Annotated in this window: 18 protein-coding genes; 9 read left to right on the plus strand and 9 right to left on the minus strand. The window is 70.4% G+C overall.

The genetic code is table 11. The features are described from left to right. Window positions 1-9: 9 nt before the first annotated feature. The 6 genes from uvrB to DDF62_RS04330 all read right to left on the minus strand — a co-directional run bounded on the left by uvrB (window position 10) and on the right by DDF62_RS04330 (window position 7887). Complete coding sequence (gene uvrB, locus DDF62_RS04305) at window positions 10-2274, minus strand: excinuclease ABC subunit UvrB (RefSeq protein WP_116487956.1); 2265 nt, start codon at window positions 2272-2274, stop codon at window positions 10-12. 85 nt (window positions 2275-2359) lie between these two features. After that, window positions 2360-3901 (minus strand): hypothetical protein, encoded by a 1542-nt coding sequence (locus DDF62_RS04310; RefSeq protein WP_133244888.1) that lies wholly within the window; start codon window positions 3899-3901, stop codon window positions 2360-2362. A 12-nt stretch (window positions 3902-3913) separates the two neighbouring features. Then, window positions 3914-5464: a hypothetical protein gene (locus DDF62_RS04315; protein WP_116487958.1), complete on the minus strand. Its 1551-nt coding sequence runs from the start codon at window positions 5462-5464 to the stop codon at window positions 3914-3916. Between the two features lie 61 nt (window positions 5465-5525). Next, entirely contained in the window at window positions 5526-6467 is a 942-nt protein-coding gene (locus DDF62_RS04320; protein WP_116487959.1) for a hypothetical protein, read from the minus strand. Between the two features lie 77 nt (window positions 6468-6544). Continuing rightward, window positions 6545-6973, minus strand: a complete 429-nt coding sequence (locus DDF62_RS04325; protein WP_208866822.1) for a DUF1810 domain-containing protein — start codon at window positions 6971-6973, stop codon at window positions 6545-6547. Beyond that, the gene (locus DDF62_RS04330) at window positions 6973-7887 is read right to left on the minus strand and encodes a LysR family transcriptional regulator (protein WP_244286696.1); all 915 of its coding nucleotides are present in this window, start codon (window positions 7885-7887) and stop codon (window positions 6973-6975) included. Before DDF62_RS04330 ends, DDF62_RS04325 begins: the two co-directional genes overlap by 1 nt. A gap of 104 nt (window positions 7888-7991) precedes the next feature. Here DDF62_RS04330 and DDF62_RS04335 point away from each other — a divergent pair, with 104 nt between their 5' ends. The 6 genes from DDF62_RS04335 (at window position 7992) to DDF62_RS04360 (ending at window position 15789) form a co-directional block, all read left to right on the plus strand. After that, a complete protein-coding gene (locus DDF62_RS04335) occupies window positions 7992-8747 on the plus strand; it encodes an SDR family oxidoreductase (RefSeq protein ID WP_116487961.1) in 756 nt (251 codons plus the stop codon). Window positions 8748-9048: 301 nt separating this feature from the next. After that, window positions 9049-9378 (plus strand): PadR family transcriptional regulator, encoded by a 330-nt coding sequence (locus DDF62_RS04340; protein WP_101718753.1) that lies wholly within the window; start codon window positions 9049-9051, stop codon window positions 9376-9378. 12 nt (window positions 9379-9390) lie between these two features. Beyond that, window positions 9391-10359, plus strand: coding sequence for an HAAS signaling domain-containing protein (locus DDF62_RS04345; RefSeq protein ID WP_116487962.1), 969 nt, complete (start codon window positions 9391-9393; stop codon window positions 10357-10359). Window positions 10360-10557: 198 nt separating this feature from the next. Then, on the plus strand, window positions 10558-12396 hold the full coding sequence (locus tag DDF62_RS04350) for a DUF885 domain-containing protein (protein WP_116487963.1): 1839 nt from the start codon (window positions 10558-10560) through the stop codon (window positions 12394-12396). Window positions 12397-12662: 266 nt separating this feature from the next. Beyond that, window positions 12663-15011: a TonB-dependent receptor gene (locus DDF62_RS04355; protein WP_116487964.1), complete on the plus strand. Its 2349-nt coding sequence runs from the start codon at window positions 12663-12665 to the stop codon at window positions 15009-15011. 268 nt (window positions 15012-15279) lie between these two features. Continuing rightward, a complete protein-coding gene (locus DDF62_RS04360) occupies window positions 15280-15789 on the plus strand; it encodes a GNAT family acetyltransferase (protein WP_116487965.1) in 510 nt (169 codons plus the stop codon). A gap of 21 nt (window positions 15790-15810) precedes the next feature. Here DDF62_RS04360 and katG read toward each other — a convergent pair whose 3' ends face one another. After that, window positions 15811-17991, minus strand: coding sequence for a catalase/peroxidase HPI (gene katG / locus DDF62_RS04365; RefSeq protein WP_116487966.1), 2181 nt, complete (start codon window positions 17989-17991; stop codon window positions 15811-15813). 155 nt (window positions 17992-18146) lie between these two features. Beyond that, window positions 18147-19097 (minus strand): LysR substrate-binding domain-containing protein, encoded by a 951-nt coding sequence (locus tag DDF62_RS04370; RefSeq protein WP_244286697.1) that lies wholly within the window; start codon window positions 19095-19097, stop codon window positions 18147-18149. A gap of 123 nt (window positions 19098-19220) precedes the next feature. On the opposite strand from DDF62_RS04370, the gene DDF62_RS04375 reads away from it, so the two are divergent. The 3 genes from DDF62_RS04375 to DDF62_RS04385 all read left to right on the plus strand — a co-directional run bounded on the left by DDF62_RS04375 (window position 19221) and on the right by DDF62_RS04385 (window position 20795). Next, window positions 19221-19655 (plus strand): transcriptional repressor, encoded by a 435-nt coding sequence (locus tag DDF62_RS04375; RefSeq protein ID WP_116487967.1) that lies wholly within the window; start codon window positions 19221-19223, stop codon window positions 19653-19655. A gap of 87 nt (window positions 19656-19742) precedes the next feature. Further along, entirely contained in the window at window positions 19743-20105 is a 363-nt protein-coding gene (locus tag DDF62_RS04380) for a response regulator transcription factor (protein ID WP_116487968.1), read from the plus strand. 39 nt (window positions 20106-20144) lie between these two features. Next, window positions 20145-20795: a response regulator transcription factor gene (locus DDF62_RS04385; RefSeq protein ID WP_116487969.1), complete on the plus strand. Its 651-nt coding sequence runs from the start codon at window positions 20145-20147 to the stop codon at window positions 20793-20795. A 13-nt stretch (window positions 20796-20808) separates the two neighbouring features. On the opposite strand, the gene DDF62_RS04390 is transcribed toward DDF62_RS04385, so the two are convergent. Further along, entirely contained in the window at window positions 20809-21219 is a 411-nt protein-coding gene (locus DDF62_RS04390) for a (R)-mandelonitrile lyase (RefSeq protein WP_116487970.1), read from the minus strand. Between the last annotated feature and the right edge of the window lie 128 nt (window positions 21220-21347).

The following is a 21347-nucleotide window of genomic DNA, read 5'->3' on the forward strand; positions in this document are numbered from 1 at the left end:
TAAATCCCCCTACCTTCTCCCCTTCCTGAACGCCTCCGCCTTCTCCGCCCGGTGCTCGGCCCGCACCCGCTTCGGCGCTGACGTGTCCACCGCCTCGCCGGCCCCCGTCAGGGCCTCGTTGGCGAACTCCAGGTCGAGCAGCTTCATGCGCTTGATCTCGTCGCGGAGGCGGGCGGCGGTTTCGAATTCGAGGTTGGCGGCGGCTTCGCGCATCTTGGCTTCGAGGTCGCGCAGGGCGGCCTTGAAGTTGTCGCCGCTGAAGGGCTTCTCGGCGCCCGAGGCGTCGGCGACGCCCATCGGCACCAGGACGCGGTCGCCGCGCTCGTAGGGGCTGGCCAGGATGTCCTTGATGTCGCGCTTGACGCTCTCGGGCGTGATGCCGTGCTCGAGGTTGTAGGCGTTCTGCTTGTCGCGGCGGCGGGTGGTCTCGGCCATGGCCCGCTCCATGCTGCCGGTGATGCGGTCGGCGTAGAGGATGACCTTGCCGTCGACGTTGCGGGCGGCGCGGCCGATGGTCTGGACCAGCGAGGTCTCCGAGCGCAGGAAGCCTTCCTTGTCGGCGTCGAGGATGGCCACCAGGCCGCATTCGGGGATGTCGAGGCCCTCGCGCAGCAGGTTGATGCCGACCAGCACGTCGAAATGGCCCAGGCGCAGGTCGCGGATGATCTCGATGCGCTCAAGAGTATCAACGTCCGAGTGCATGTAGCGGACGCGGATGCCCTGTTCGTTGAGATATTCGGTCAGGTCCTCGGCCATCTTCTTGGTCAGGACGGTGACCAGGGTGCGGTAGCCCTTGGTGATGGTCTGGCGGATCTCGTCGACGACGTCGTCGACCTGGGAGGCGCCGTCCTTGGCCACGGGGCGCACCTCGACCGGCGGGTCGATCAGGCCGGTGGGGCGGATGACCTGCTCGGCGAAGACGCCGCCGGCGCGCTCCAGCTCCCAGTTGGCGGGCGTGGCCGAGACGTGCACCGACTGGGGCCGCATGGCGTCCCACTCCTCGAACTTGAGGGGCCTGTTATCCAAGGCGGACGGTAGGCGGAAGCCGTATTCGGCCAGGGTCCATTTGCGGTTGCGGTCGCCCTTGTACATGGCGCCGATCTGCGGAACCGTCTGGTGGCTCTCGTCGGTGAACAGCAGGGCGTTGTCGGGGATGTATTCGAAGAAGGTCGGCGGCGGCTCGCCGGTGCGGCGGCCCGACAGGTAACGGCTGTAGTTCTCGATGCCGGCGCAGGAGCCGGTGGTCTCGATCATCTCCAGGTCGAAGGTGGTGCGCTGCTCCAGGCGCTGGGCCTCGAGCAGCTTGCCGTTGGCGTTCAGCCACTCCAGCCGTTCCTTCAGCTCCTTGCGGATCTCGATGATCGCCTGGCGCAGGGTGGGGCGCGGGGTGACGTGGTGGCTGTTGGCGTAGACCTTGATGGTCTCCAGGTCGGCGGTCTTCTTGCCGGTCAGCGGGTCGAACTCGCTGATCGCCTCGACCTCGTCGCCGAACATCGAGACGCGCCAGGCGCGGTCCTCGTAGTGGGCGGGGAAGATCTCGATGGTGTCGCCGCGGCGGCGGAACGTGCCGCGGTCGAAGGCGGCGTCGTTGCGCTTGTACTGCTGGGCCACCAGGTCGGCCATCAGCTGCTTCTCGTCGACCCGGTCGCCCACCGTCAGGGTGAAGGTCATGGCGGTGTAGGTCTCGACCGAGCCGATGCCGTAGATGCACGACACCGAGGCCACGACGATGACGTCGTCGCGCTCGAGGATCGCCCGCGTGGCCGAGTGGCGCATGCGGTCGATCTGCTCGTTGATGGAGCTGTCCTTCTCGATGAAGGTGTCGGTGCGCGGGACGTAGGCTTCCGGCTGGTAGTAGTCGTAGTAGCTGACGAAGTACTCGACCGCGTTCTCGGGGAAGAAGGCCTTCATCTCGCTGTAGAGCTGGGCGGCCAGGGTCTTGTTGGGGGCCAGGATCAGCGCCGGGCGCTGGGTGGCCTCGATGACCTTGGCCATGGTGAAGGTCTTGCCTGAGCCGGTGACGCCGAGCAGCACCTGGTCCTGGTCGCCGTTCTCGACGCCCTCGACCAGCTCCTTGATGGCGGTCGGCTGGTCGCCGGCCGGCTCGTAGGACGACACCAGCTTGAAGGTCTTGCCGCCTTCCGACTTCTCGGGACGCGCCGGCCGGTGGGGCGTCCACAGCATCGGCATGCCTTCGAGAGCGCCATCCAGTTGCGCGTCGAGGACGAAGGGCGTCGAGGCGTCGGAGACGCCGGGGTTCTGGCTGCTGGGCATGGGCCAAATCTAGGCATGCGGGCGCGCGAAGGCCAGAGGGCCTGCTGACAGCCGGTGTCAGCAGGTGGCGGCAGGTGGCGACAGCTCAGCCGCCGTAGTCGCCGCCCAGGTCGTAGGCCAGGGGGCGACCGACCCTGGCCAGGGCGGCCTGGACCTCGGGGCGCTGCTTCAGCTCGGACTGGCGGCGGAGATAGGCCGGAGCCTTGGCGGCGACGGCCTGGGCGCCGGGCGAGGGGCGGCCGGTGCGGAACCCGGCCAGCGCGCCGTCGCGCAGGGCGGGGTCCTCCAGCCAGCGGACCAGCAGGGCGGCGGCCTCGTCGTCGCGCTGCAGGCAGGCCAGGCCCTCGACGGCGGCGCCGGGCGCGTCGCGCCAGTCGGGCAGCAGCCTGGCCAACTGGGCCTCGGCCTCCGGCCGCCGGTCGAGCAGGGCCAGGGCGCACAGCCTGTTGCTGGCGGTCACCATGCGGCCGTAGGGCGAACCATAGTCGGCCGGGATCCTGTCGAGCGCCGCCAGGGCCTCGGCCGGGCGGTTCAGGGTCAGCAGCATGGCGGCGCGGTTGACGTTCTGGCTGATCTTGTCGGGCCCGCGAGCGCCGTCGGCGAGGGCCGTCTCGGCCGGGGCGGTCTGGCCCAGGTCGCCGAGCGCGCTGGCGTAGGCGTACAGCACCCAGGCCTTCTGTTCGTCCTGGTCGTCGAAGGCCTTCCTGCGCTTCATGCGCTCGACATAGTCGGCCCCGACGGCGCGGGCCTCGTCGTAGCGCTGCAGGGTGCGCAGGATCTGGATGCGCTCGACCACCAGCTCCAGGCGACGGGGCTCGCGGGCGATGCGCTCGTCGACGCCGACCAGGCGGGCGGCCTCGCGGGCGCGCCAGTCGAAGCGGCCGGCGGCCTCCATCTCCGGCCACAGCCGCTCGAAGCGGCGGTCCTGGTAGACGGTCATCATGACGTAGGGATCGGTGGCGCGCGACAGGGCGGCCGAGGCCAGGGTCATGTCGCCGGCGTCGGCGGCGACCTTGGCCTCGCGCAGGGCCCAGTCGTTGTCGACCAGCTGGTGGGCGTCCTCGGTGGCCCAGGGGGCGCGGCGCAGGGCGGTGACGAAGGCGGCGGCGGGATCGCCGGCGAGGTCGGCGAGCGCCCAGGTGAACACCCGCGGCGGCAGGGCGACGGCCTTGGCGGGCGTGGTCTCCAGCACGATCCGCATGTTGTCGGCGAACGAGCGGGCGTCGTGCTGGGCGCCGTCGACCAGGGCGACCATGAAGGCGGCCTCGCCGCGCGTCTCGGGCCGGAACTCGGCGGCGGTCAGGCGGCGGGCGGCGACCGTGGAGGCGGGGCGGTCGCCGGCGCGCAGGGCGCAGTTCATGCGGACGTGCAGCAGGGTCTCGCGCTGGCGGGCGTCCAGCTGCGCGAAGCCGGCGGCGTCGGTCACGGCGGCGATGCGGTCGAGCGTCGAGACCTCGCAGGCGCGCACGCCCCGGTCGGCCACGGTCTCGATGAGGCCCCGCGCCTGGTCGGCCAGCGACGGGGATCCCGCGGTCTGGGCGAGGACCGGCGAGGCCAGGGCGATCGACGACAGGCCGGCCGCGGCCAGCAGGGCCGCGCGGGCGGTGAAGCGATTCATGTCTCTCATCGGGATGCCGTCCTAGTAGCCGCCGGCGTAGTCGCCGCTGAGCGGCACGGTGATCGCGCGGCCGTACTCCCGCATCACCGACACCACCTCGGGCCGGGCGACCATCGCCTTGCGGCGGGCGTCGAGCTCGGCGTCGCGCGGGGTGACCACCGGCGGCGGCGGGCCGTCGCGGAAGGCCTTCAGCGCGTCGCCGCGCAGGGCCGGGTCGCGCAGGCGGCGGATCATCAGCTGGGCGGCCTCGTCGTCGCGGCCCAGGCACAGCAGGGCGCCGGACAGGGCGTAGGGGTTGTCGCGCCAGCCCTTGCGCAGCTTGTCGAGCGCCTTGCGGGCGCCGGCCTCGTCGCCCAGCTGGTGGCGGGCGCAGGCGCGCAGCTCCTCCAGCCACATCAGGCCGAACGGCGAGGCGATCGAGGCGTCGGCGGCGTCGACCACCTTCAGCACCTCGGCCGAGCGGTCGAGGCCCAGCAGCAGGGCGGCGCGGGCGGTGTTCTGGGTCAGCTTGTCCTGGGCGACGGGCTTGGCCAGCAGGGCGTCGGCCTCGTCGAAGCGGCCCAGCTCGCTCAGCGCCGCGGCCTGGATGGCGACCAGCATCGGGCCCGACAGCTCGACGTCGTCGAAGGCTTCGCCGGCCTGCAGGCGGGCTACATAGCCGGCGCCCAGGGCGATGGCCTCCTCGCGCCGGCCCAGGGCGCGCAGGTGATCGATGCGCTGGGCGATGCGCTTGAGGTTGGCCGGCTCGCGCGCCGACTGCTCGTCGACGCGGACGAGGGCGGTTTGCAGCACCTTGGTCCAGTCGAAGCGGCCGGCGGCTTCCATCTGCGCCCAGAGGGGCGAAAAGCGGCGGTCCTGGGCGACGGCCAGCAGCACGTGCGGGCTGCTGGCGCGGTCGAGCACGGCGCCGGCGCGGGTCATGTCGCCGTCGTCGGCGGCCAGCTCGGCGCGGACCAGGGCCCAGTCGTTGTCGACCTGGTCGTGGCCGTCCTCGGTGGGCCAGTCGAGGCCGCGCAGCAGGTCCAGCGCCCGGGCGCGGGCGACGGGGTCGCCCTTCAGGTCCTCGATCGTCTGGCCGTACATCTCGGGCGGCAGGGCGGTGACCTGCGAGGCGTCGGCGCTGGCGGCGCGCTGCAGAGCGGCCAGCTCGCCCTTGCCGTCGTTGCGCATGGCCGCGTCGGCCAGCAGCACCATGTTGGCCGAGGCCAGGATCGGCGGGGGCGTGTCGTCGCGATCGAGGCGGCGGGCGGCGGCCACGGCGCGGGCGTCGTCGAACGGCCGGCAGACGACGACGGCGTACAGCACCGCGTCGCGGCGGAAGGCGTCCAGGGTGTCGAAGCCGCGCCGGGCGATCAGGGCGTCGACCCGGTCGGCCAGGTCGGCGGGGCACGGCTGGCTCGCCTGCGCGCCCTGCGGGTTCGACAGGTCGAGCATCCGGGCGATCACCGCATCGGCGTCGCGGGCGAGGTCGGGCGCACCCCTGGTCGGCGCGGCGAAGGCGGGGGCGGGGGCCGGAACGGCCGCCAGCGACAGCGCCGCGGCCACGGCGGCGAGTTGCAGTTTCACGATCATGCGCGGCCCCCGGTCACCCGTCACTTAAGACCACGCGCCCGGCCGCGCCGCAACGCCGCGATCAAGCGCAGGCCTTGCGCGGATCGTCGGCCTTGATCACGCAGAGGATCTTGCTCCCCCGCGCCTCGCCGTACTGGCGGCGAACGCGATCGGAGAACTCGTCCCACTTCTGGCGGGTGTCGGCGGCGGCCACGGCCATGGCCTTCTCGTAGCCGCCGCGACCGGTGTGGACGGTGTCCTTGTTCAGGTAGTCGTGCTTGATGCGGCCGCCGCAGCTGGCCCATTCGGGAAAGCCGTAGCAGCCGCTGATCAGGCCGACGGGGAACTCGGCCGGCCGGGCGGGGCCCAGCCACTCGGCGGGGGCGTCGTGGTTCAGGCCCTGCGGGTTCTTGACCGTCGGGCTGGCGCGGGGCGCGTCGACCCAGTTGGTGTGCGAGTAGAAGTCCTGGGCGGCGTGCAGGGCCAGGCCGAAATATTCCAGCACCCGGCACTTGGGGGTGTCGCCGTCATCCTCGTCGAACTTGCAGCTGGAGCCCATGGCGGTCTGGCCCAGCGACAGGTCGGGGGCCACCAGGTCGCCGGCGCGGCGCAGGGCCTCGTCGAGATTGCGGTGCATCAGGGCGCGGCAGGCGCGCAGGGCGTCGCTCGCCTTGTCGCGGCTCTGGGCGTAGTCGCGCGCGTCGAACCAGTCGCCGTCGTCGCAATGGGCCTCGGTGACGCTGATCAGGCCGCGGAACGGCCGGTCGGGCGCGCCGACCGCGCCGAAGCTGCCGGCCCCGACCATCAGGCTCGTGCCGGCCAGCTGGTTGAGGGTCAGGCGCTCGAAGCCGGCCGGCTCCAGGGCCCGGCGGGTGATCCGCTCGTGCTCGGCGTTCTGGCCCAGCTTGCGCACGGTGCCGAAGGCCTGGGCGGCCTGCGGCGCCATGGCGGCGGCCAGGGCGGCGGCCAGCGTGGCGACGGCGAGGCCGACGGCGAAGAGGCGCGAACGGACGGGCTTGGACATGACGCGAAAATCCCCTGAAGCGCGACAACCGGCGGTCACATTTTCAGGGATTCCCTTAAGCGCCGGTGTGTCGAATGTCACAGGCGGGCCAGGGTCAGCGGATCGTCCTGGCCACCGAAGTATTTGGCCAGGGCGGCGCGAAAGCGCGGCTCCTCCGGCGCGGCGGCGGAAAACAGGGAGAGGCTGGAGCGCAGCTTCACGTCGTCGGGCGAGCCGAACACCGCATGGGCGTCGTCGCCGGGCAGGGCCAGGATCGCCTCGACGCACTCCAGCAGCCGTTGCCCCAGCACCGGATGCGCCAGATAGGCCCGCGCCTCGTCCAGCCCCGCGATGGCGTAGAACCGGGCGGTCGGGCTATGCCCCAGGCCCTCGACCTGCGGGAAGATGAACCACATCCAGTGGGTTTGCTTGCGGCCCCGCCGCAGCTCGGCGAGGGCGGCGGGGTAGGCGGCGGCCTGGGCGTCGAGGAAGCGGGTGAGGGCGTGGGGCATGGGGGTATGAGCCATCACCCCGCCCCCGCCAGCCGCGCCGCCGCCCAGTCGATGAACACCCGCGAGCGCGCCGAGAGTTGGCGGTCGCGGGGCCAGAGGAGGTGGACGGGGGTCGGGGTCGGCGGGTGGGCGGTCAGCACCTCGACGAGGGCGCCGGAGGCCAGGTGCTCCTCGGCGCGGTAGCGGGGGACCTGGATGAGGCCAAGGCCCAGGAGGCCCATGGCCAGGGAGCTTTCGGCGCTGGAGACCACGACGGCGGCGGGGACGGCGACCTGGCGGACGACGGCGCCGTCGGTGACTTCCAGCGGGTGCCAGCCGCCGTCGGGACGGGCGAAGCCGACCATCTGGTGGCGGGGCAGGTCGGCGGGGGTCCGGGGCGCGCCGTAACGGCCGATATAGGCGGGGGCGGCGCAGGTGACCTCGGGCAGCAGGGCCACGCGGCGGGCGGCCATCGCACTGCTCGAGGGGGCGCTGTCGGCGGGCGTTCCCAGCCGCAGCACGCAGTCGACGCCCTCGGCCACCAGGTCGACCAGCCGGTCGCCCTCGGTCATGCGCAGGCGGAGCTCGGGATAGGTCGCCAGGAATTCGGGCAGGCCGGGCAGCAGGAAGCGGCGGGCCAGGGCCCCCTGGACATCGACCCGCAGCTCGCCGCGCGGGCTGGCGCGGCGGAAGGCGTTCTCGGTCTCGTCGAGTTCATCGAGCAGTTTCAGGCAGCGGCGATAATAGGCCTCGCCATCGAGGGTGGGAGTGACGCTGCGGGTGGTGCGCTGCAGGAGCCGCACGCCCAGCCTCGCCTCGAGCTGCTGCACGGCCTCGGTGGCGGTGGAGCGGGGCAGGGAAAGGTCGGCGGCGGCCTTGGTGAAGCTGCGGCGCTCGACGACGCGGGCGAAGAGACGCATGGCCTCGAAGCGGTCCAGGGCGGCCTCCATTATTCGGCTATGCGAATAGTGATGGCCTAATCGCCTGAATTATTCAATCGGCGCGAAGGCGCATGGTCCGTCCGTCGGCGCGGTGTCGACCGGAGGACCAGGACATGGCGAAGAGCAACGACGCTCGGGGCAACGGCAGGGCGGCGCTGGTGACCGGCGCCTCGGGCGGCATCGGGGCGGCGATGGCGCGGCGGCTGGCGGCGGACGGCTTTGTCGTCATCGTCAACTATGCGGGCCGGGCGGCGGCGGCGGAAGGCGTGGTCGCGGACATCGAGGCGGCCGGCGGCCGCGCCGTGGCGCGCCAGGCCGACATCGCCGACCCGACGGCCGTCGCGGACATGTTCGACGCGGCCGACGCGGCCTTCGGCGGGATCGACGTGCTGGTCAACAACGCCGGCGTCATGGAGCTTTCGACCCTCGCGCAGGCCGACGACGCGCTGTTCGCACGGATGATCGCGGTGAACCTGACGGGGACCTTCAACACCCTGCGCGAGGCCGCGCGGCGGATGGCGGCGGGCGGGCGCATCGTCAACGTCTCGTCCAGCGTGGTGGGTCTGCTGCAGCCGTCCTACGGCCCCTATGCGGCGGCCAAGGCGGGCGTCGAGGCCCTGACCGGCGTGCTGGCCAAGGAGCTGCGCGGCCGCGGCATCACCGTCAACGCCGTGGCGCCGGGGCCGACGGCCACGCCGCTGTTCCTCGACGGCAAGACGGACGAGCTGGTCGAGCGCCTGGCCAAGGCCGCGCCGCTGGAGCGGCTGGGAACGCCCGAGGACATCGCCGCGGTGGTGTCGTTCCTGGCCGGTCCCGACGGGGCCTGGATCAACGGCCAGACCCTGCGCGCCAACGGCGGGATCATCTGAGCGCGACGCGGCCTGTCGCGGGACGGGGCCGAGGAGGTCAACGGCGTCGCCGACCGGGTGCGCGCCGAGATGTTCCGCCGCATCGGGCTGGAGGCGCGGCTGGCGCCGGTCGCCCGCGACTGAGGCCGTCGTCGCCGGCGGAGCGGATGGGAAGGGGGCGTGGCCGGCGGCCGCGCCCCTTTTCGCATTACGAACAATTCAGAGAACGGCGGTTGACCCTCGCATCTACTGTGTGACACACAGTGTGTATCGCACACTATGTGCTGCACACCATGTGACGCACACCAAACCGGTCACGCCAATGCCGACAGACACGGACATCTTCGAATCCCTCCGCCAGGAGCTGCGTCGCGGGACGCTGATCCTGGCCGTGCTCGCCCAGCTGAAGGTCGAGCGCTACGGCTACAGCCTGCGCCAGGCCCTGGCTGAGGTGGGCCTGGAGATCGACGAAGGCGCGCTCTACCCGATGCTGCGCCGGCTCGAGGGCCAAGGCCTGCTGACTTCCGAATGGCGCGAGGAGGAGAAGCGCAAGAAGCGCTTCTACCGCCTCTCCACCGAGGGCGAGGCCGTCCTCGAACGCCTGGCCGCCGAGTGGCGCGCCATCAACGACACCCTGCAAAATCTGATCTGAGGGGACTGGATCATGGACCTGCTCGACCGCTATCTCGCCGCCGTCGCCGCCCTGCTGCCCAAGGCCCAGCGCGAGGACATCGTCGCCGAACTGCGCGACCTGCTGCTCAACCGCATCGAGGAGAAGGAGGAGGCCCTGGGCCGCCCCCTGACCGACAAGGAGCGCGAGGCCGTGCTCAAGGACTTCGGCCATCCGCTGGCCGTGGCCGGGCGCTACGGCCCCCAGCAGAGCCTGATCGGCCCGACGCTCTATCCGTTCTACGTGTTCGCCCTGAAGATCGCCCTGGCGGTCGCGGCGGCGATCTCGGTGATCCCGGCGGTGGCCGCCATCGTCCTGGGCGCCGGCAATCCCGCCCGGCTGCTGGCCAACGCCGCCTTCGACCAATTCCCGAGCTCGGCCCTGATGCTGGCGGGCCTGGTCACCCTGGTGGCGGCCGGCATCGAGCGCGGCTGGGTGCCGCTGACGGGCCTGACCGAGTGGAAGGTCAGCGACCTGCCGGTGTCGAGCAAGAAGAAGGGGCTGTTCGAAACGCGCTTCAACGCGGTGTTCGAGATGGTCGTGGTGGCGCTGTTCATCCTGTGGTGGACGGGCCTGTGGAAGGTGGACCTGGGCGACCTGACCGTGAAGGGCGCCGTGGTGCTGAAGCCGTCGGCGGTCTGGCAGACCCTGTTCTGGCCGATCCTGGCCTGGTCGGCGGTGCAGCTGGTCTTGGCGCTGGTCACGCTGGTCCAGCCGGGCCGGGTCCGGCTGCGGGCCGCCTTCGAGCTGGCCGTGGGCGCGGGCGGCATGGCCCTGACCACCGTGATGTGGAAGTCGCTGCCGCTGTTCACCCTGGAGCCGGTGACCGCTTCGGGCGCCGATACGACCCGCCTGGAGCAGGTGATCGGCATGGGCTTCCACGTGGCGATGCTGGTCGCCGGGATCACCTTCGCCTGCCAGATCGGCGCGGCCGCCTGGCGCTTGTACAAGGGCGCCCGCTAAGGGGCGCCTATTGGGGGGCGATACAAGCGGGGCGGATTTTTCCACGGTCGAATGACACGGAATTAATCCGTCCCCAGTTGCCCCGCCCGCCAGGGGCATTTACGCCTTCGCCCCAGCCTTTCCGGCGCGGACCAACGCGCCGGAATTCATGTCAGGGCCCGACCGGAGGGGGAGGGCTCGAGGGAAGGGGACTTTCTCTTGCAAAACCGCCGCGAACTCCTGCTGTCGACCGTGGCCGCGGGCCTGGCCGCCGCCGCCGCCCCGTCGCTGGGCTTCGCCCAGCCGGCCGCCGCCTCGGCCTCTGGCGAAGCCGCCAAGATGAACGCGTTCTTCGACGCCGCCATGGCCAAGCTGATGCGCCAGGCGCCGGAGCTGACCACGAGCCTGGGCCTCGACAAGGACGACCTGGCCTGGACCAAGGGCCTGTTGAGCGACCGCTCGTTCGAGGCGATCGCCGCGGGCGCCGCCCAGACGACCGCCCAGCTGGCCGAGCTGCGCGGCATCGACCGCAAGCAGCTGACCGGCATGGACGCCGTCAACTACGACACCGTCGAGTTCACCCTGGCGGTGCAGGACGAGGGCAACCGCAAGTTCACCTATGCCGGCGGCGGTTCGGGCGCGCCCTACGTGCTGAGCCAGCTGACGGGCAGCTACCAGCAGATGCCCGACTTCCTCGACACCCAGCACAGCATCGAGACCAAGGCCGACGCCGACGCCTACCTGCAACGCATGGAAGGCTTCGCCCGCCTGATGGATCAGGAGACCCTGATCGCCAAGCGCGACTACGCCGACGGCGTGATCCCGCCCGACTTCGTCATCGACAAGGCCCTCATCCAGATGAAGGCCTTCGCCGACACCCCGACGGCCGAGACCACCCTGGTCAAGTCGATCGCCCGCCGGACCAAGGAAAAGAACATCGCCGGCGACTGGGCCGCCGAAGCCAGCAAGGTCTACGAGAACTCGGTGCTGCCGGCCCTCAAGCGCCAGATCGCGCTGCTGGAGAGCGTGCGCCCGAAGGCCAACCACGACGCCGGCGTGTGGCGCCTGAAGGACGGCGGCGACTACTACGCCGTGTCGCTGAAGAACTACACGACCTCGACCATGGGTCCCGAAGAGATCCACCAACTGGGCCTGGACCTGGTGAAGTCGATCTCGGCCGAAGCCGACAAGCTGTTCAAGTCGATCGGCATGAGCAAGGGCACGGTCGGCGAGCGCATGGCCGAGCTGGGCAAGGACATCTACGAGAACACCGACCCGGCCAAGGAACAGCTGATCGCTGACCTGAACACCAAGGCCAAGTGGATCGAAAAGCAGCTGCCGGCCTATTTCGGCCAGCTGCCCAAGGCGCCGCTGGAAATTCGCCGCGTGCCCAAGGCCATCGAGGCCGGCGCGCCGGGCGGCTACTACAACTCGCCCTCGCTCGACGGCAAGCGCCCGGGGATCTACTGGATCAACCTGCGTGATACGGCCGAGCAGGCCAAGTACACCCTGACCACGCTTACGGTGCACGAGGGCGTCCCGGGCCACCACCTGCAGCTGTCGCTGTCGAACGAAGCCCAGGGCCTGCCGCTGATCCGCAAGGTCATCGGCTTCTCGGGCTACGCCGAGGGCTGGGCGCTCTATTCCGAAGAGCTGGCCGTCGAGATGGGCATCTACAAGGGCGACCCGCGCGGCCACATCGGCATGCTGCACGACGCCCTGTTTCGCGCCGTGCGCCTGGTGGTCGACAGCGGCATGCACTACAAGAAGTGGACCCGCGAACAGGCCGTCAAGTACATGGCCGAGACCATGGGCGACGAGGAAAGCGGCACGATCACCGAGATCGAACGCTACGTCGTGTGGCCGGGCCAGGCCTGCTCGTACATGCTGGGCAAGATCACCTGGCTGCGCGCCCGCGAGCGCGCCAAGAAGGCCCTGGGCAAGAAGTTCGACATCAAGAAGTTCCACGACGCGGGCCTGCTGTCGGGCATGACCCCGCTGACGGTGCTGGACCGCGTGGTCGACGACTACGTCGCCGCGACCAAGGCCGGAAAGTAAGCGTCGCGCCTTTCCGCAAGGCCGAGGCAGAGGGGGAGCGTCCGAGAGGGCGCTCCCCCTTTTCGTTGGTGGCGGTCGGTGTGGCCGCGTTCGCACAGTTGTCGGGCCGGATCGCCGGGTTTTCGCGGCGCGAGCGTTGTCCACCGCGCAGTCGATGCTGTTGCGGAAAAAGTGTCATCAACCTGTGAAATAGACGCGGCGCTGAAAACAACCGGCGCCGTCGAGAACAGTACCTCGCGGCGCTTCCGATATCGGGGGATATCCGAATGCTGCTCAGGACCGCCAGCGCCGCGGCGATCGCCGCCTGCCTCATGCTCGCGAGCCAGGCCCAGGCGGCCGACGTCCCCGCCGCCGATGCGCCGGTCGCTACGGCGGATGGCGGCGAGGTCGAGGGCGTCGTCGTGGTCGGCAGCGGCCAGACCCGTTCGGTCTCGACCCTGACTCCGGCCAGCCTGGAAGTGCTGCCGCCAGGCACGAGCGTGCAGAAGGCGCTGAACTTCCTGCCCGGCGTGATGGCCCAGTCGATCGACGCCCTGGGCGTCAACGAGCAGTCGCTTTCGTTGCAGGTGCGCGGCTTCAACACCACCCACCTGGGCTACACGCTGGACGGCATGCCGCTGGGCGACGGCGCCTACAACAACTACAACGGCCTGACGATCAGCCGGGCGCTGATCTCCGAGAACCTGGGCCGGGCCGACCTGGCGACCGGCATCGCCGGCCTGTCGATCCCGTCGACCAGCAATCTCGGCGGCGCGCTGATCTACAGCTCCAGCGATCCGAAGAAGGCCATGGGCCTGTCGATCAGCCAGAGCTTCGGCAGCGAGGACACCCTGCGCACCTTCGCCCGCTTCGACACCGGCGAGCACAACGGCTGGTCGGCCTATCTGTCGGGCCAATACAGCGAGCAGGACCTGTTCGTGAACCAGCCGGTCTACAACAAGTCGACCGGCAAGCAGTTCAACGGCAAGCTGACCTACAAGGGCGAGCGCGGCCAGGTCACGGCCTTCGCCGACATCTCGCGCACCAACCAGGCCGACGACGCCTATCTGTCGAAGGACATGTTGAACCGCCTGGGTTGGGACTGGGGCGGCTATGCGCCCAACTGGGACGCCTATGTCGCCCGCGCGGCCTGCTCGGTGGCCTCGCTGGCCTCCAAGTGCGTGACCTCGACGGCGCCGGAAAAGCTGTCCGACGTGACCTTCACCAACGGCCAGATCCTGCGCAACGACGACCTGTTCTACATCGCGGCCGACTTCGACGTCACCGACAGCCTCAAGGTCCACGGCCAAGTCTACAAGCACGAGAACAAGGGGGCGGGGAACAACTTCATCACCGGCCTGTCGAACCAGGGCACGGCGTCGACGGCCGACGACCTGCCGGTGCAGATCCGCGACACGCGCTACACCATCGACCGTGACGGCGTGATCGCCAGCGTGGCCTGGACCCACGGCTTCAACCACCTGCAGGCCGGCCTGTGGCTGGAGCAGAACACCAGCAGCGCCGCCCGCTACATCTGGACCAACGTCACCGGTCCGTTCAGCCTGGCCCAGTACCTGAAGGGCCGTCCCGACACCGCCCAGTGGGTGCAGAAGACCGACTGGACGACCCAGCAGTTCTACGTGCAGGACACCATCACCCTGCTGGACGACGCGCTGAGCATCGACTTCGGCTTCAAGAGCACCAGCGCCAAGTCGACCGCCACTGCCCTGCCGGGCATCGCCAAGGCTCCGGCCGCGGCCTCGACCCAGTTCGCCAGCGGCTCGCTGAAGGCGTCGGACAGCTTCCTGCCGGAGGCCGGCGCGCGCTGGCGCATCGCCCCGGGCCACGAGGTGTTCGCCAGCTACGCCGAGAACATGGCCATGTTCCAGGGCGGCTTCAAACTGGGTCCGCAGTCGGTCAGCCAAGCTGTCTGGGACGCCCAGGGCAAGTACCTCGAGCCCGAGACCTCCAAGAGCTTCGACGCCGGCTATCGTTATGTGGGCGAGAAGGTGCAGCTGTCGGTGTCGGCCTACGAGGTCGATTTCGACAACCGCCTGCTGCAATACAATCCCTGCCCGACCAACCAGCAGCAGAATCCCGGCTGCGGCAACTCCTTCCACAACGCCGGCAGCGTCACCAGCAAGGGCGCCGAGTTGGGCGTGCTGTGGAAGCCGCTGTCGTGGCTGAACTGGTACAACTCGGCCTCGTACAACAAGTCGACCTATGACGAGGACCTGAATTGGTGCACGACCACCTGCGTGGTCAAGAAGACGGCCGGCAAGCAGCAGGTCGATACGCCGAAAGAGATGTTCGCCAGCGTGGTCAGCCTCAAGCGCGGACCGTTCTCGGCCTCGCTGCAGGGCAAGTACACCGGTCGCCGCTACTACACCTACACCAACGACCAGAGCTTCGGCGGCTACACGACCTTCGACCTGGGCGTCAGCTACGCCTTCGGCGAGGTCGGCTTCATGAAGGGGGCCAAGGCCTCGCTGAACGTCACCAACCTGACCGACAAGCGCTACGCCTCGAACTTCGACAGCAGCGTGTTCGCGCCCGACGACGCGGCGGGCTCGATCCTGGTGTTCCACTCGTCGGCGCCGCGGCAGATCTTCGCCACGATCGGCTTCGACTTCTAGGGAAGGCGATCGACGGTCACCCGGCCGCTCTACTCAAACCCGTCCTTCCCCGCGAAGGCGGGGACCCAAGCGGAGTCTGCGGTGGTTTCACCGCCGCGCCGACTCCTGAAAGGCAGCTTGGATCCCCGCCTTCGCGGGGAGGCTCGGTGAAAAAGGCCGATACTTCCGAGTGTCGATCTGTCTGGCGTGCGTGGAGAACCGGAGCGGGGCGGCGGACGTTGATGCCCCGCGACCGGCTCCGCTTGGGCCGGGCCCCCGGGAGCCCGCCGTGACATATGTGACCCGCGCCGTCTTCGCCGGCGCCAGCCTGCTGCTGATGCTGGCGGCCATGAGCCTGGTGGCCCTGGGGGTCAACGAGGCGATCGCCGGCCTGCGCAATCCCGAGCAGTCGGGCGCCGAGGCGGTGCTGGACGTGCTGGGCTACATCATCGTGGCGATCGCCGTGTTCGACGTGGCCAAGTACCTGTTCGAGGACGAGGTGCGGCGCGACAGCGAAAGGCGCAGCGCCGCCGAGGCCCGGCGCAGCCTGACCAAGTTCCTGTCGACCATCGTCATCGCCCTGTTCCTCGAGGCGCTGGTGGTGGTGTTCAAGACCGCGCGCGGCGATGTCTCCCAGCTTGTCTATCCGACCATGCTGCTGGCCGCCTCGGTGCTGGTCTTGGTGGGGCTGGGCGCCTACCAGCGCTTCTCGGCCGCGGTCGAGGAGAAGGTCGGCGAAGACGACGACGCCGAGGACCGCAAAGACAAAAGCCGCCGACGCGGAAGCGCCGGCGGCTGAAGGGAGGGGCCTTGCCGTCTTCTAGTTCACGTCCAGCCGGTCGGCGTTCATGACCTTGTTCCAGGCCGCCACGAAGTCGGTGACGAACTTGTCCTGGGCGTCGGCCGAGCCGTAGACCTCGGCCAGGGCCCGAAGTTCGGCGTGGGAGCCGAAGATCAGGTCGACGCGGGTGGCGGTCCAGCGGGGATCGCCGCCGGCCCGGGGGGCGCCGGCGAAGGCGTTGACCGCCGTCGGGTTCCAGGTCGTGCCCATGTCGAGCAGGTTGACGAAGAAGTCGGTGCTCAGCACGCCCGGATGCTCGGTGAACACCCCGGCCTTGGAGCCGCCGGCGTTGGCGCCGAGCACCCGCAGGCCGCCGACCAGGACGGTCATCTCGGGCGCGGACAGCCGCAGAAGTTGGGCGCGGTCGACCAGGGCCTCTTCGGGGGCCATGAACTGGGTCCCCTCGCGGCGATAGTTGCGGAAGCCGTCGGACAGCGGCTCCAGCGGGTCGAAGCTGTCGGCGTCGGTCTGTTCGGCCGAGGCGTCGGCGCGGCCGGGGACGAAGGGCACGCTGATCCGCGAGCCGGCGGCCTTGGCGCCTTCCTCGACGGCCGTGGCGCCGCCCAGCACGATCAGGTCGGCCAGCGAGATCTTCTTGCCGCCGTCAGCGCCGGCGTCGAACTTGGCCTTGATGCCTTCCAGTACGCCGAGGACCTTGGCCAGGGTGGGCGGGTCGTTGACCTCCCAGTCCTTCTGCGGGGCCAGGCGGATGCGGGCGCCGTTGGCCCCGCCGCGCTTGTCGGAGCCTCTGTAGGTCGAGGCCGAGGCCCAGGCGACCGAGACCAGCTCGGAGATCGACAGGCCCGAGGCCAGGATCTGGCGCTTGAGCTCGGCGACGTCGGCGCCGTCGACCAGCGGGTGGTCGACGTCCGGGATCGGGTCCTGCCAGATCAGGGTTTCTTCCGGCACGAGCGGACCCAGGTAGCGCTGCTTGGGACCCATGTCGCGGTGGGTGAGCTTGAACCAGGCGCGGGCGAAGGCGTCGGCGAACTGGTCGGGGTTCTCCAGGAAACGGCGCGAGATCTTCTCGTATTCGGGGTCGAAGCGCAGCGCGAGGTCGGTGGTCAGCATCCGCGGCACGTGCGTCTTGGACGCGTCATAGGCGTCGGGGATGTCGGCCGGGGCGTCCTTGGCCCGCCACTGCTTGGCGCCGGCGGGGCTTTCGTGCAGCTCCCACTCGAACTTGAAGAGGTTCTCGAAGAAGAGGTTGCTCCACTTGGTCGGGGTCTGGGTCCAGATCACTTCCGGCCCGCCGGTGATGGCGTCGGCGCCGATCCCGGTGCCGTGCTTGCTGGACCAGCCCAGGCCTTGCGCTTCGATCTCGCCGCCCTCGGGCTCGACGCCGACGAAGGACGGGTCGCCCGCGCCGTGGGTCTTGCCGAAGCTGTGGCCGCCGGCGATCAGGGCGACGGTCTCCTCGTCGTTCATGGCCATGCGGGCGAAGGTGTCGCGGATGTCGCGCGCGGCGGCCTTCGGGTCGGGATTGCCGTTGGGGCCTTCGGGATTGACGTAGATCAGGCCCATCTGCACCGCGCCCAGGGACGGATGCAGCTGGCGCTCGCCGCTGTAGCGCTCGTCGCCGAGCCAGCTGCCTTCAGGACCCCAGTAGAGCTCCTCGGGCTCCCACTGGTCGGCGCGGCCGCCGCCGAAGCCGAAGGTCTTGAAGCCCATGGACTCCAGGGCGACGTTGCCGACCAGCACGTAGAGGTCGGCCCACGAGAGCTTGGCGCCGTACTTCTGCTTGATCGGCCAGAGCAGGCGGCGGGCCTTGTCGAGATTGGCGTTGTCGGGCCAGCTGTTGAGCGGGGCGAAGCGCTGCTGGCCGCCGCCGGCGCCGCCGCGGCCGTCGCTGGTGCGATAGGTGCCGGCGCTGTGCCAGGCCAGGCGGATGAACAGGCCGCCATAGTGGCCGAAGTCGGCGGGCCACCAGTCCTGGCTGTCGGTCATCAGCGCGTGCAGGTCGGCGATCACCGCGTTGAGGTCGAGGCTGTGGAAGGCCTGCGCGTAGTCGAAGGACGCGCCGAGCGGATTGGAGCGTGGATTGTGCTGGTTCAGGCTTTCGAGGCTGAGGTGCTGGGGCCACCAGTCGCGGTTCGCTCGTCCGCGGCCATGGCCGACCGGGCACTGGCCCTGCGCTTTAGGATCGACGTTCCCATCCATTGTCGGCTTCCTCCGGTTGGCTTGTTGCGTTCGCCATTTCCCCCGTCGGGCCTAGTCAACGCGCCCTTGCCGCCATTGGTACAATTGATTGTTCCTATCGCTTCGATAGACGCGGCCAACCCTCCGCGATCGCTTCGTCCGCCGTCGGCCGATCTTCAGGCCGCGTCGGCGGCGGTGCTCTCGGTATATCCCCGCAGGCGGCGGGCGATGACCTCGCCCACGGCCTCGGCGGCGGGACGCTGGGGGAACTGGGCGCGCCAGACGATGCGGATGGTGCGGCCCGTCCAGGTGGAAAGCGGCCGCAGCACGATGCCGGCGTCCTGGGCCGCGCCGGCCGCCAGGCCCGGGATCAAGGTGGTGCCATAGCCGGCGGCGACCATGTTGAGCAGGGTGGTCAGGCTGGAGGCGCGCAGCGAGGCGCCCAGGGCCGTGGTCTGGCCGCAGGCCTCCAGCGCCTGGTCGCGCAGGCAGTGGCCGTCCGACAGGACGAGGATGTCGCGGGCCAGGTCGGTCTCGGCCACCGCCTCGCGGGCGGCCAGCGGATGGTCGGGCGGCAGGGCGGCCAGGAACGGCTCGGCGAACAGCGGCGCGCCCATCAGGTCGGGCGCGGTCTCGTCGGTGGCCAGCAGCACGGCGTCCAGCTCGTGGGCGCGCAGGCGTTCGAGCAGGGCGGCGGTCTGGTCTTCCCACGGCTCCAGCTCCAGCGCGGGCAGGGCCTCGCGCAGCGGGCCGAACACCAGCGGCAGCAGGTAAGGCGCGAGCGTGGGGATGACGCCCAGGCGGAAGCGGCCGGCCAGCGGGTCGCGCAGGCTGCGGGCGGTGGCCAGCACGGCCTCGGCCGCCGTCACCGCCGCACGGGCGTGGTCGAGCAGCTGTCGGCAGGCGGCGGTCGGGGTGGCGGTCTTGCCGCCGCGCTCGAAGAGCACGACGCCCAGCAGGTCTTCCAGCTTGCGGATCTGCACCGACAGGGTGGGCTGGCTGACGCCGCAGGCCCGGGCGGCGCGGCCGAAGTGCTCGTGCTCGGCCACGGCCAGCAGATAGCGGAGATCGCGCAGGTTCATGCCGCCGGTTCCCGGTTCTCGATAGTTGGAGCCTATCGCGATCATTGATCTTTGAAACTTCTTTTCCACGGCCCGTTGCGCCAAGCTCGCCGCGATACGGACGCGAGGAAGAGGTCGCGACGCGCAAACGATCGTGACCGTCCTTCGCCCCCGGGAGGACGCCTGTCGATGCCCCATGCCGTGGACGCCGTCCTGCAGGACGAGCTGCGTCGCGCGGGCCTGCCTTGCCGCGGCCCGACCTCGCGCCTGCTGGCGCTGCTGCGCGCCTCCGAGGAGACGCACCTGACCGCGCCCGAGATCGCCGAGCTGGCGGCCGAGGCGGGCCTGGCCATGCCGCCGGCCGAGATCGCCCGCCAGGTCGAGGCCTTCGCCGACCACGGCCTCCTGGGACGGCTGCCGACCACCACGGCCGAGCCGGTGTTCGACACGCAGCCCGAGCCGCACTTTCACCTGATCTACGAGGACACCGCGCGGATCGTCGACCTGCACGTCTCGCCCGAGACCCTGCTGGCCATGCTGCGCGACGCCCTGGCCAGGCGTCCGGGCGGGGTGGAGGTGGTGGTGGTCATGCGCCGCGAGAACGGGCCGGCGACCGGGGGATAAACCAGCGTATGGGTGTCGGGCGCGGGGGCGGTGGTCTAATCCAGTCCCCGTCAGCGTCCATGTACCGGGCGTGCTTAGAGAAACGCCATGTCCCGCCGGCGCGCCATCGCCGTCATCGACGACGACGCCCTTGTCCGCTCGGGCCTCGCGCGACTGATCCGCTCGTTCGGGCTGGAGGTCGGCGTCTTCGGCTCGGCGGCCAGCTTCCTGGCCTCGGGCCCGGAGGCCTGGGGCTGCGTGGTCACCGACATCCACATGCCGGAGATCTCGGGCCTGGACCTGCTGCGCCGCCTGCAGGCCAGCCACCCGGACCTGCCGGTGGTGGTGGTCACCGCCTTTCCGGACATGCGCGACCAGGCGATGGGCGCCGGGGCGCGGGATTTTCTCGAAAAGCCCTGTGCGCCCGACCGGATCGAGGCGACCCTGAGGCGGATGCTCGACGAGACGTGAAGCGCGGGGGGCGCGTCGCTGGTGGAAGGGGGAGTGGGTATGCCGGGCAAGGCCGAGAGCAGGAACGACGAGGCGGTGCAGACCGTGCTTATCGTCGACGACAACGAGATGTTCCGCGGCTCGATGGACAAGCTGTTCCGGTCGGTGGGCCTGCGCACGGCGCTCTACGGCTCGGCCGGAGAGCTGCTCGACGCGGCCCTGCCCGACACCCCGTGCTGCATCCTGGTGGACGTGCGCATGCCCAAGATGAGCGGCCTCGACCTGCAGGAGACCCTGGCCGCGCGTGGCGTGCGGGCCCCGGTGATCGTGATGACCGGCCATGCCGACGTGCCGATGACGGTGCGGGCGATGAAGGCCGGGGCGGTCGACTTTCTCGCCAAGCCCTTCCGCGACCAGGACATGATCGACGCGGTGACCGCCGCCCTCGCCAAGGACGGAAAGCGCCGCGCGCTGGCCCGCGACGTCGCGCAGGTGAAGGCCCGCTTCGACGGCCTGACCCCGCGCGAGCAGCAGGTCATGACCCTGGTCACCGCCGGCCTGCTCAACAAGCAGGTGGCCGGCGAGCTGGGCCTGCAGGAGATCACCGTCAAGCTGCACCGCGGCAGCCTGATGAAGAAGATGCGCGCGGGATCCTTCGCCGAACTGGTGCGCATGGCCGAGGCGCTGGAGCGGGATCGGGCGGGCGGTTAGGCCCCGCCCGTCGTCAGGTCTTGGGCGGGCCGGTCAGGTACTGGGCGTCGGTGACATGCTCCATCCAGGTCACGGGCGAGCCGTTCAGCGCCTCCTGGATGGCGATGTGTGTCATCGAGGTGGTCGGCGTGGCGCCGTGCCAGTGGCGGTGGCCGGGCGGGCAGACGACGACGTCGCCGGCGCGGATCTCGACGATGTCCTCACCCTCGCATTGGGTCCAGCCGCAGCCGGCGGTGACCACCAGGATCTGGCCCAGCGGGTGGGTGTGCCAGGCCGTGCGGGCGCCGGGCTCGAAGGTGACGCTGGCCGCCGAGACACGGGCCGGGGCCTGGGCGGTGTGCAGCGGGTCGAGGCGCACCTGGCCGGTGAACCAGTCGGCGGAGCCCTTCTGCGACGGCTGGCTGCCCGCGCGCTTGAGGATCATGGCTTTCTCCCTTGAGGATGTCGGGCCGCTCGATGCGCTCGCCAGGCCCGGCAGCAGGTTCCAGCACAGGGCGCCGAGGCCGAGGGCCGAAACGGTTCGCCTGTCCGGCATGAGGCTCTCCGAGCGGT

The sequence above is a fragment of the Caulobacter radicis genome (genome assembly GCF_003094615.1).
GTDB lineage: Bacteria > Pseudomonadota > Alphaproteobacteria > Caulobacterales > Caulobacteraceae > Caulobacter > Caulobacter radicis.

Bases quoted from the DNA above. Each gene is read 5' to 3' on its own strand.
- uvrB (WP_116487956.1), bottom strand. From the start codon at position 2,274: ATGCCCAGCAGCCAGAACCCCGGCGTCTCCGACGCCTCGACGCCCTTC.
- DDF62_RS04310 (WP_133244888.1), bottom strand. From the start codon at position 3,901: ATGAGAGACATGAATCGCTTCACCGCCCGCGCGGCCCTGCTGGCCGCG.
- DDF62_RS04315 (WP_116487958.1), bottom strand. From the start codon at position 5,464: ATGATCGTGAAACTGCAACTCGCCGCCGTGGCCGCGGCGCTGTCGCTG.
- DDF62_RS04320 (WP_116487959.1), bottom strand. From the start codon at position 6,467: ATGTCCAAGCCCGTCCGTTCGCGCCTCTTCGCCGTCGGCCTCGCCGTC.
- DDF62_RS04325 (WP_208866822.1), bottom strand. From the start codon at position 6,973: ATGGCTCATACCCCCATGCCCCACGCCCTCACCCGCTTCCTCGACGCC.
- DDF62_RS04330 (WP_244286696.1), bottom strand. From the start codon at position 7,887: ATGGAGGCCGCCCTGGACCGCTTCGAGGCCATGCGTCTCTTCGCCCGC.
- DDF62_RS04335 (WP_116487961.1), top strand. From the start codon at position 7,992: ATGGCGAAGAGCAACGACGCTCGGGGCAACGGCAGGGCGGCGCTGGTG.
- DDF62_RS04340 (WP_101718753.1), top strand. From the start codon at position 9,049: ATGCCGACAGACACGGACATCTTCGAATCCCTCCGCCAGGAGCTGCGT.
- DDF62_RS04345 (WP_116487962.1), top strand. From the start codon at position 9,391: ATGGACCTGCTCGACCGCTATCTCGCCGCCGTCGCCGCCCTGCTGCCC.
- DDF62_RS04355 (WP_116487964.1), top strand. From the start codon at position 12,663: ATGCTGCTCAGGACCGCCAGCGCCGCGGCGATCGCCGCCTGCCTCATG.
- katG (WP_116487966.1), bottom strand. From the start codon at position 17,991: ATGGATGGGAACGTCGATCCTAAAGCGCAGGGCCAGTGCCCGGTCGGC.
- DDF62_RS04370 (WP_244286697.1), bottom strand. From the start codon at position 19,097: ATGATCGCGATAGGCTCCAACTATCGAGAACCGGGAACCGGCGGCATG.
- DDF62_RS04375 (WP_116487967.1), top strand. From the start codon at position 19,221: ATGCCCCATGCCGTGGACGCCGTCCTGCAGGACGAGCTGCGTCGCGCG.
- DDF62_RS04380 (WP_116487968.1), top strand. From the start codon at position 19,743: ATGTCCCGCCGGCGCGCCATCGCCGTCATCGACGACGACGCCCTTGTC.
- DDF62_RS04385 (WP_116487969.1), top strand. From the start codon at position 20,145: ATGCCGGGCAAGGCCGAGAGCAGGAACGACGAGGCGGTGCAGACCGTG.
- DDF62_RS04390 (WP_116487970.1), bottom strand. From the start codon at position 21,219: ATGATCCTCAAGCGCGCGGGCAGCCAGCCGTCGCAGAAGGGCTCCGCC.